At 56.7% G+C, this 9,531-nt stretch carries 9 protein-coding genes; 2 read left to right on the top strand and 7 right to left on the bottom strand.

Going from position 1 to position 9,531, the window contains the following annotated elements; genetic code table 11:
- The 4 genes from V7665_RS12140 to V7665_RS12125 all read right to left on the bottom strand — a co-directional run.
- The coding region (locus V7665_RS12140; protein ID WP_335664799.1) for a hypothetical protein at positions 1–187 on the bottom strand (187 nt) is incomplete at its 3' end.
- Positions 188–508: 321 nt separating this feature from the next.
- Positions 509–1,921 carry a type I glutamate--ammonia ligase gene (gene glnA, locus V7665_RS12135; protein WP_335664798.1) on the bottom strand — a complete coding sequence of 471 codons (1,413 nt, stop codon included), beginning with the start codon at positions 1,919–1,921 and terminating at the stop codon, positions 509–511.
- Positions 1,922–1,972: 51 nt separating this feature from the next.
- Positions 1,973–2,311 carry a P-II family nitrogen regulator gene (locus tag V7665_RS12130; RefSeq protein WP_067198215.1) on the bottom strand — a complete coding sequence of 113 codons (339 nt, stop codon included), beginning with the start codon at positions 2,309–2,311 and terminating at the stop codon, positions 1,973–1,975.
- A gap of 255 nt (positions 2,312–2,566) precedes the next feature.
- Positions 2,567–4,693 (bottom strand): PQQ-dependent dehydrogenase, methanol/ethanol family, encoded by a 2,127-nt coding sequence (locus V7665_RS12125; RefSeq protein ID WP_335664797.1) that lies wholly within the window; start codon positions 4,691–4,693, stop codon positions 2,567–2,569.
- Positions 4,694–5,113: 420 nt separating this feature from the next.
- On the opposite strand from V7665_RS12125, the gene V7665_RS12120 reads away from it, so the two are divergent.
- Positions 5,114–6,001, top strand: coding sequence for an OmpA family protein (locus V7665_RS12120; protein ID WP_335664796.1), 888 nt, complete (start codon positions 5,114–5,116; stop codon positions 5,999–6,001).
- Positions 6,002–6,062: 61 nt separating this feature from the next.
- Here the strand turns inward: V7665_RS12120 and V7665_RS12115 are convergent, their stop codons facing one another.
- The 3 genes from V7665_RS12115 to V7665_RS12105 all read right to left on the bottom strand — a co-directional run bounded on the left by V7665_RS12115 (position 6,063) and on the right by V7665_RS12105 (position 8,171).
- Positions 6,063–6,401: a hypothetical protein gene (locus V7665_RS12115; protein WP_335664795.1), complete on the bottom strand. Its 339-nt coding sequence runs from the start codon at positions 6,399–6,401 to the stop codon at positions 6,063–6,065.
- 207 nt (positions 6,402–6,608) lie between these two features.
- On the bottom strand, positions 6,609–7,205 hold the full coding sequence (locus tag V7665_RS12110) for a hypothetical protein (RefSeq protein ID WP_335664794.1): 597 nt from the start codon (positions 7,203–7,205) through the stop codon (positions 6,609–6,611).
- Between the two features lie 3 nt (positions 7,206–7,208).
- The gene (locus V7665_RS12105) at positions 7,209–8,171 is read right to left on the bottom strand and encodes a sterol desaturase family protein (protein WP_335664793.1); all 963 of its coding nucleotides are present in this window, start codon (positions 8,169–8,171) and stop codon (positions 7,209–7,211) included.
- A 100-nt stretch (positions 8,172–8,271) separates the two neighbouring features.
- Between V7665_RS12105 and V7665_RS12100 the strand changes: the two genes are divergently transcribed.
- Entirely contained in the window at positions 8,272–9,159 is an 888-nt protein-coding gene (locus tag V7665_RS12100) for a LysR family transcriptional regulator (RefSeq protein WP_335664792.1), read from the top strand.
- Positions 9,160–9,531 lie beyond the last annotated feature (372 nt).

The following is a 9,531-nucleotide window of genomic DNA, read 5'->3' as shown; positions in this document are numbered from 1 at the left end:
GGAACGCTGGAACTGTGACTGAATCCACGAGCTCCTGGGGGTCTTTTGCCATATTGGTGTCGCGATCATCCGACTGTGCAAAAACCGCAGGGTGATCGATAATCAAAAAGGCGAGCATGGCGAAGCCGACCAAAAATATCCTTTGCGGCCAACTATTCCCGTCGCGCGCCAAATTCAAGGTTTTCATCAGCCAGTTTCTCGTTTTTGCAATTTTGACGGGAGCTTCGCACAGTTAGAGTAGTCAATCAAATCATTGCATTCTTCAATTTTGACAAAAACCAGTCTACCCGCAATCGGACTTCCTCAAGCCATTTGGGCTAGGTAGGTTTCCCGAATCCTTCACCCAAACCTGCCTTTCCGTTTCCCACCCGATTGCCGCCGTCTGGCAAGGTCAAATCGAATGCCTCCACTTGGACGGAGAAAATGCTCTGTCCATCATCGCCCAACGACAAAAAGCCCGGAGCAATCGCTTGCCCCGGGCTTTCTGTTTCTAATCTGACCGAAAGGATCAGCTCGAATAATACATGTCGAACTCGACCGGGCTCGGCTGGGTTTCCCAGCGGCTGACTTCTTCCCATTTCAGTTCGGCATAAGCGTCGATCTGGTCTTTCGAGAAGACATCACCCTTGAGCAGGAACTCGTGATCGGCTTCCAGCGCGTTGAGCGCCTCGCGCAACGAACCACAAACGGTCGGCACTTCGGCCAGCTCTGCTGGTGGCAGGTCATAGAGATTCTTGTCCATCGCTTCGCCGGGATGGATCTTGTTCTCGATGCCATCAAGACCCGCCATCAGCAGGGCAGCCGACGACAGATAAGGATTGGCCAATGGATCGGGGAAGCGGAACTCGACGCGCTTCGCCTTGTCTCCGGCGCCATAAGGAATCCGGCAGGAAGCGGAACGGTTGCGGCTCGAATAAGCGAGCAATACCGGTGCTTCAAAGCCCGGAACCAGCCGCTTGTAGCTGTTGGTGGTCGGGTTGGAGAAAGCGTTGATTGCCTTGGCATGTTTGATGACGCCGCCGATATAGTGGAGGCACATTTCCGACAGACCGGCATATTCATTGCCGGCGAACAGGGGCTTGCCGTCTTTCCAGATCGACATATGGGTGTGCATGCCGCTGCCATTATCATCCTTGATCGGCTTTGGCATGAAGGTTGCGGTCTTGCCATAGGCATGGGCAACCTGCTGCACGACATATTTATAGACCTGCACCCGGTCGGCGGTTTCGGTCAGCGTGCCGAAGGTGATGCCCAGTTCATGCTGGGAAGCGGCCACTTCGTGATGGTGCTTGTCCATCGGCAGGCCCATTTCCAGCATGGTCGCGACCATTTCGCCGCGAATGTCGACGCAGCTGTCAACCGGAGCGACCGGGAAATAGCCACCCTTGACGCGCGGGCGATGGCCCATATTGCCGACATCATAGTCGCGGCCGGTGTTGGTCGGCAGCTCGATATCATCGATCCGGAAGCCCGAACGATCATAGCCATTTTCAAATTTTACATCGTCGAACATGAAAAATTCCGGTTCCGGTCCGACATAGATGGTGTCGCCAATGCCGGTCGATTTCAGATAGGCTTCGGCGCGGACAGCGGTTGAGCGCGGGTCGCGGCTGTACAGCGATCCATCACCCGGTTCGACGATATTGCAGACCAGGATCATCATCGGGGTTGCGGAGAACGGGTCCATATAGACCGCGTCGAGATCAGGACGCAGGATCATGTCGGACTCGTTGATTGCCTTCCAGCCCTCGATCGAGCTGCCGTCAAACATGAAGCCTTCTTCCAGCACATCTTCATCGATGACGCCGGCGCACATCGACAGATGCTGCCATTTGCCGCGGGGATCGGTGAAACGAACATCGACCCATTCGATCTCATGTTCCTTGATCATTTTGATAATATCGGATGCAGTATTGCCCATATTTTTTGGTCCCTTGGTTCTGGTTATTTTGATTTGGTTGCGAAAGAAAGATCAGATGGCGTCGTTGTCGCGCTCGCCGGTCCGGATACGCAGCGCCGATTCGACCGGAATGACAAAAATCTTGCCGTCGCCGATCCGACCGGTTTGGGCGGCTGCGGCAATCGCTTCGACCGTACGGTCGGCAAGACTGTCCTCGACAACAACTTCAAGCTTCACCTTGGGCAGGAAATCCACGACATATTCCGCACCACGGTACAACTCGGTATGGCCTTTCTGTCGGCCAAAACCTTTCGCCTCGGTCACGGTGATCCCGGAAACGCCGACTTCGTGCAGCGCTTCCTTGACTTCATCCAGTTTGAAAGGCTTGATTATCGCTTCAATCTTTTTCATTTCTATACGTCCCCGTGTACCTCTTTCTCGGCCATTCCTCTTGCGTAGAGGGAAGGTGCCTGAGCCGGGCACTATTGCCCGATGCTATTCAATTACCATGCCAGAATCGATTCGCGAACAGAATCACCGGAATGCTTGAATGCATTGCTAATAGCTAATCGGCCTGCTGACAATGCCGCCTAAATAACAGGCATTTGCGCGGGCAAATGACCATAATTTAGGCAGCTATTTTGGTGCCAGATTACAGCGCCAGTGTCAGCGCGGGGTTGGCGCCGTCATCTCGGGCAGGTTTTCCTTGGTCCAGTGCGACCGGTCGACGACATAGTGACGGATATTCTCCACCTGTTCGGCTTTCAGCTGAGATCCGAAACCAACCATGCCTGCATGTTTCAACGCCCCGCTGATGACAACCGAGGCCCAGGCTTCCGTGTCCGGCAGCACGCCGCTGACCCGAAGGTCCGGCGTGAAACCATTGCCAATCGCGCTGTCGCCATGACAGACCATGCAATTGCGACCAAACAGCGCCTTGCCGGCGGCAATCTGCTGCGGCGTTCCGGTCTGCACCGGCGGCTCCCAGACCACTTCGTCTTTTTTCGGTAGCGCCGGCAGCTTGGCTTTGCCGCCCAGTTTCAGCACCACCAGCCGGGGAATATTCGGCACCTGGCGGGTCACCCCGCCGGCAACCCCGGCGACCAGCGGAAAGGCACCGCCCTTGCTGGTCAGGAAGGCGACATATTGTTCGCCGTCGATCATATAGGTCGAAGGCGCGCTGACGATGCCCGACTGCATCGGCAGGCTCAGCAATTCCTTGCCCTTGTCTGCCGAATAAGCCTTTAAAAAGCCGGTGCTGGTGCCCTGGAACACCAGATTGCCGGCGGTTGTCATCGTGCCGCCATTCCAGGCCGCCGGATAATCCACGCTCCATTCGACCTTGCCGGTTTTCGGGTTGAACGCGACCAGTCTGCCGGTGGTCGCGGCAATCGCGGCCTTGTAGACATCCTTGTCATCGGGCAGCTGGCCGATCGACCAGCCGATGCCGACGTTAAAGCCCAGCCGTTCGCGCTTCTTGTCAATTTCCGAGACCGGCACATCATAGCCCTGCGGGATTTGCTGGGCGGGAATATAGACGAGGCCCGTCTTCGGATTGTAGCTCATTGGATGCCAGTTATGCGCGCCCAGTGCGCCGGGGATGGCGATAAACGGCTTGCCGGTCTTGTAGAATCGCGATTCCGGATTCTCGATCGGCCGGCCGGTTTTCAGATCATAGCCGGTCGCCCAGTTGATCCCGTCGACAAACGGCTCGGCGCTGATCAGCGTGCCGTCGAGCCGGTCGATGACAAAGAAGAACCCGTTTTTCGGCGCGTGGTAGAGCACTTTGCGCAGCTTGCCGTCGATCGGCATCTCGGCCTGGATGATATGCTGGGTCGCGGTATAGTCCCAGGTTTCGGCCGGTGTTTCCTGATAATGCCAGAGATATTTGCCGGTATCGGGATTGACCGCGACGATCGAGGACAGGAACAGATTGTCGCCTTCGCCGCCAGAGCGGATGCCGTGGTTCCATGGATTGCCATTGCCGACACCAAAGTAGAGCTGGTCGAGATCCTCGTCATAGACGATGCTGTCCCAGACCGTGCCGCCGCCGCCGGATTCGCGCCAGTTGCCGCCTTCGCCCCAGGTGGCGTTGGCCGCTTTTGCAAAAACCTCGTCGCTCGCCGCGCCGTCGGCTTTTCCTTCCGGATTTGGCACGGTGTAGAAGCGCCATTTCATATTGCCATCCTGGACATCATAGGCGGAGACATAGCCGCGCACGCCAAATTCCGCGCCGCCATTGCCGATGATCACCATATTCTTGACCACGCGCGGGGCGCCGGTGATGGTATAGGGCTTGCTGTTGTCGGTGGTCTGGGTTTCCCAGAGGCGCGCGCCGGTATTGGCGTCGAGCGCGATCAGCCGGCCATCGATGGTGCCGAAAAACAGCTTGCCGCGGTTGATCGCGACGCCGCGATTGACCACGTCACAACAGGCGTCGACCGCTTTCTCGCCAGAGACCGCAGGATCATAGGACCAGAGTTCCTTGCCGGTTTTCGCGTCATAGGCAAAAACCTTCGACCAGGCGGTGGAGATATAGAGCTTGCCGTCGACCACAATCGGGGTCGCTTCCTGACCACGGGCATCGGGCAGGTCCTTGAACCAGGCGATGCCAAGATCGCTCACATTGCCGTCGTTGATCTGGGTGAGCGGGCTGTGGCGCTGTTCCTTGGCGTCAAAACCGATATTGTTCCAGTCCGCTTCCACGGCCGCGTCGGTCGTTTCCGGCGCGCTGGTCTGGCTCTCGCAAGCCACCAGCATCAAAGGCATCAACAATATTCCCAGCCTGCGCATCACCCGTCTCCCAATATGCTGCCGGATGATTAGCCAACCGTGCAATTTAACTGACTAGCTAAATTGTGGGCAGCTGGTCAAGGACTATAGCTGACGGGGCAGGTGGAGACGGTTTGTCAGACCGCATTTCTGGTCGCGGTCTGGATGCGACAATATCGGATCCATTGCTCCCTATCTGGCACCTGCCTTATTGTTGCCAGCCAGTTTTGCCCGGCACTTTTGAAAAAATTGGCTTTCAGTTGAGGCAAAGCCTCTCATCTTCTATGGCGGAAACGCGGGTGAGACGCAGTCTGCATCGGTACACCGCAAGATGCGCTCGAATTACCCACATAACCCACGGTCATGCTGGGAGTGTTCATGCGCCAGAAATATTGGCATGAACACAACGGGTCGGCTGAAGCAGTTTGAAGGAGTCATTTAATGCGTGTCATTTCCAAAAGGTCTGGAGCTCTCTTGATGATTGCGATGCTGACCATGCCAGCATCGGGCAGCTTGTCTGCACAGCAGCCGGATCAATTACCGGATCAGTCCAGGGCCGATATCACGGTCAACGGTTTGCCACCGGCTGAACTGTCCGGCATGCCCGAAGGGCCCGATATCGAAGGCTATATTTCCGCGCGCGGCGACGAAAAGATACAAGTCACAAGCGCCGATGGCACCCGCACCGTGATTCTCATCAGCGAGGGAACCGAAATCAGGGCCAGCAAGGGCCTGTTCGGCCTCAATCGCAGCAAGCTTGCGGCGGACTCGCTGCTCAACGGTCTGCCGGTGAACGTCAAGACAGTGCAATGGCGCAGCGGCCTGGTGGCGAACCAGATCAAACTGCGCAGCAGCGACCTCAAAACCGCAACGATGATCCGTACCGGCACCGCTCAGGGCTTTAACGAACAGAGTGCCGCGACCGAGGCGCTGCGCAGCCGCGTCAGCGATATCGACCAGTATAATGTCAAGGGTACGACCAATGTCCACTTCGACACCGGCAAGGCGAAGCTGTCCGCACGGGGCAAGTCCGATCTGTGCGCCACGGCGGACGCAGCCGACGCAATGAACAACGCCCTGATCCTGGTGGTCGGCTACACCGATTCCACCGGAGATTATGAATATAACCAGCAGCTGAGTGAAAAACGCGCCAGCCGCGTTGTCAATCATCTGCAGCAGGCCTGCGGCTGGAAACCCTATCGCATGCTGACCCCGACCGGCATGTCCGAAGCCGATCCGCTCGGCAGCAATGACACCGCCAGCGGCAAGGCGCAGAACCGCCGTGTCGAGGTCAATATTCTGGTCAGCAAGGGCCTGGACGGCCTGTGAATTTCTGAAGCAAGCGGGGCGGGTACGCCCGCCCCGTGTTCCCCAAAATCCGGCAGCCCGCTCAGCGCTGCTTCTTCGCAATCGTGGCGTTGAAGTCGGGGTCCTTTTTCGCCACCCAGTCGACAAATTTGCGCACCACCGGATCGGCGAGCAGCGCCTCGACATCCATGGCGTGGCGCTCCAGCTCGCTATTGGTGAAATGGGTGATGATGGTCTGCTGGCAGATCGGATGCATCGGCACGACATCGCGCCCGCCCCGGCTTTTCGGCACCGGATGATGCCAGACGATGGTCTCGCCGGTCGGCCGCCCGCAGAGCCAGCAATGAACCACCTCCGCCGGAGCCTCCGGCTCGGATTCCATATCCTGATAACCACCATGTTTCGAATGTTTGCGGGCCATGTGCCTGTGCCTTTTTGCCTGAACTTGCGCTGCTTCCCTAGGGGGATGCGTTCGGCATTGCCAGCCAAAGCTGGTCGCCGGGACGCGCCCTGTGTCCGTTCCCCAGCTTTCGCTCCCTCAGAGCGGACTATCCGCAATCGCCTCAAAGGCGGTCGTCACGGACCCGGCTGATAATTCCCGAAATCAGTCATCCAGTGTCGGCGTTTTTCACAAATTCCGTTCGTTTTCAAACTGGGTGAACACAGGGAGCATAGCGAGGAGCCAGACGGCGACTAGGATATGAAAAAGATGCCAGCTGACCGCGGGGGGCAACAAGGGTGACTGCCGGATCAACAGCAGATTGATCAGGAAAATGGATGTGATCGCTCCCGCCATCATCCTGCGCCCGGCAGTTTGTTTGCCGAGAAACAGGGTGGTGAGGATTGCGCCGACCAGCCATGCAAGGAACAGGGGCGTGGTGCTAGCCGGTACCATGGCAGCGGCACCGCCGGTCAGAAAAATTGCCGCAAAAATGACCCGTCGCATCGCGGCGCTTCGCGATACCGCACGCGCATTCAGCAGCAGCTGGGCAGATATGAGCGCCATCGCGACCGCACCGCCTGTTTGTGAAAAATCCTTGTGAAAGACGGCCAGTGCGTCGATCTCATTTGCGGCGAAGCGGTACACACCGATTGCCGCCGCCGCTCCGAAGATGGCGCTGCCGAGTGCCGCCAGCCAAAGGCCTTGCCGTCCCAGCTTTATCAGCGACCAAAGCGCAGCACAGACAATCAGGCTTTCCGAGATTGCATAATGCGGTCCCGGCACCGGTCAGGCCTTCTGCAGTTTCTGCCGGGTCAGCGGCTGCCCGTCTGCATCGGCAGTTTTGGCAAGCTGTTGCTGGAGATATTCTTGTTTTATTTCTCCGGACGACTGCCGCGAACCGTCGTGACTCCATCCCGGCGGCGCGAATATATAAAGAATCCGTTGCCACAAATTGGGACCGCGACTGAACACATCTTGCGCGATACCCCAATATTCATGGAATATGATGGTCAACGGATTGAGCGTCTCGAGATTTTTGACCAAGCCATAATCGGGACGGTCTGCGGCATCTTCAGCGACAAAAGTTCCGAACATCTTGTCCCAGATGATCAATGTGCCTGCATAATTGGCATCCAGATATTGGGGGTTGCGGCCATGGTGAACCCGGTGATGCGAGGGCGTGTTGAAAATCGCTTCAAACCAGCGCGGCATTTTGTTCACCAGTTCCGTATGCAGGAAAAACTGGTAGGTGGGATTGAGAAAGCCGCAAAACAGCACGACGACGGGATCGAAACCGATCAGTACCAGCGGCAGTTTGAACATCATCGTGCCGGTAAAATGTTTGGTCCAGCCCTGCCGGAGCGATACGGAAAAATTATATTGGGTGCTGCTATGGTGGGTGACGTGCATCGCCCACACCCAGCGGCAACGATGGGCGACGCGGTGGTGCCAATAATAGCGCAAGTCATCGAGAACGAAACACAGGATCAGCGAAGCAAGGGTCAGCGGGATGACAAATAATTGATATTGAGCGACCCAGAACAGTGCGCCGACCGTGATCGCCGCACCCACGCCATTGGTCAGCGCGCTGACCAGGCCGGTGAAAATCGACACGAGATTGTCTTTCCAGTCACCAATTCCTTTTTCCGAACGAAAATGGTTGGCAATGGTCTCGCCGACAATCGACAATAGATATAGCGGAATGACGATCATCGCAATGTTGGACGTAACGATCTGTTCTAGCGTCATGGCTCAAAAACCCCATTTAAAAATTCGATCCAATCGGTAGGGCGATCTATTAGTGAAATATATTGAGTAATTTTCGTATATTTGATACTTACAGGAACATATGGACGATCTCCGCCTGATGCGACATTTTGAAGCGGTTTACCGGCTGCGCAGTTTTTCCAACGCTGCCGAGGAGCTGCGGCTGACCCATTCAGCCCTGACCAAAAGCATCAAGGCACTGGAGCAGGATTGGGACGTCAAACTGTTTCACCGCACGACGCGGACCGTTGTGCCGACCGAAGCCGGCAAAAGACTATATCCGATGGCGGTGGATCTGATCAGCTTCGCCCGGAATGTGCGGATAAAAACCCGGGGCGGCGATCACCGGCTCCAGATCATATGCGGCCCGGCGATATTGGACAGTCTGGTCCAGCCCGCCATCATCCAGTTTGCAGACCGATATGCTGAAACCCAGATCACCGTTGAAACCATGCCGCCAAATCTGGCGGCGGAAGAGCTGGTCCAGCGGCGGATACACTTGCTGCTCTATCATGAAGCGACATTGCGCCAATTGCCCTATTTCGACAGACTGCGAATCCGGAAAATCATCGATGAACCTTATTATATGGTTTTTCGGCCAGGCCATCCGGTAACGGCGACCAGCCAGAGGATAGAAGACATTGTCAAATTTGACTGGGCGATTGCCGGTTATGACAATTTGTTCGAGATGAGCCTGCCTGCGGAACTGCAATCGTTGCTCAAGTCGCATCGCTTTCCAAAATACCGGTTGCTCAGTCAGTCGGCCTGTATCGATCTGGCGACACGGTCCGACATTCTCACGGCGGTTCCCAAATCTGTGGCTGCGCCGTTGATCGACAATGGCATCCTGCAGGGCATAACGCACCCCGGCAATATCAGATTCTCTGTGAATTCGGCGGTGCTCGTCGATGCCGCCGCAGAGCCAACAGTCAATCACTTCATCGACTGTCTGCAAAGTGGAAAGCAATGACGGTCCCGATCCCCATCGCCGGAAAGCAGCCAGTCAGCAATCGCCCCGATTGTGTTCTCTAATACGTCAAGGGCAACTGCTGTTTTCCTGAACTGGTGCGATTGCCTTTGGGTGTCTGCGTTCTCTGCGTGCTCGTTGGCACTTTATGGGGTCAGCTGGTTGCGGTGTGGCGAGGTTGAAATCGCAGTCGACCGACTGGGGCCGCATGCTACACAATAGGCGCCATCATCCGCTCCCTCCCTCGGGCGTTCGCTCCCGCTCGGGAACTCGTTTCGATCTCCTTTCTTACCGGTCAGGCCGGATGGAACTCGGTGCCATCTCGGAGCATGGCATGCATGATGATGGCAAGGCGTCGCGCGAGCGCGATGCGCG

This window comes from Parasphingorhabdus sp. (assembly GCF_036964675.1).
Taxonomy (GTDB): domain Bacteria; phylum Pseudomonadota; class Alphaproteobacteria; order Sphingomonadales; family Sphingomonadaceae; genus Parasphingorhabdus.
This window is presented reverse-complemented; position numbering and strand designations above follow the sequence as displayed.

Bases quoted from the DNA above. Each gene is read 5' to 3' on its own strand.
- V7665_RS12130 (WP_067198215.1), bottom strand. From the start codon at position 2,311: ATGAAAAAGATTGAAGCGATAATCAAGCCTTTCAAACTGGATGAAGTC.
- glnA (WP_335664798.1), bottom strand. From the start codon at position 1,921: ATGGGCAATACTGCATCCGATATTATCAAAATGATCAAGGAACATGAG.
- V7665_RS12115 (WP_335664795.1), bottom strand. From the start codon at position 6,401: ATGGCCCGCAAACATTCGAAACATGGTGGTTATCAGGATATGGAATCC.
- V7665_RS12105 (WP_335664793.1), bottom strand. From the start codon at position 8,171: ATGACGCTAGAACAGATCGTTACGTCCAACATTGCGATGATCGTCATT.
- V7665_RS12125 (WP_335664797.1), bottom strand. From the start codon at position 4,693: ATGCGCAGGCTGGGAATATTGTTGATGCCTTTGATGCTGGTGGCTTGC.
- V7665_RS12120 (WP_335664796.1), top strand. From the start codon at position 5,114: ATGCGTGTCATTTCCAAAAGGTCTGGAGCTCTCTTGATGATTGCGATG.
- V7665_RS12100 (WP_335664792.1), top strand. From the start codon at position 8,272: ATGGACGATCTCCGCCTGATGCGACATTTTGAAGCGGTTTACCGGCTG.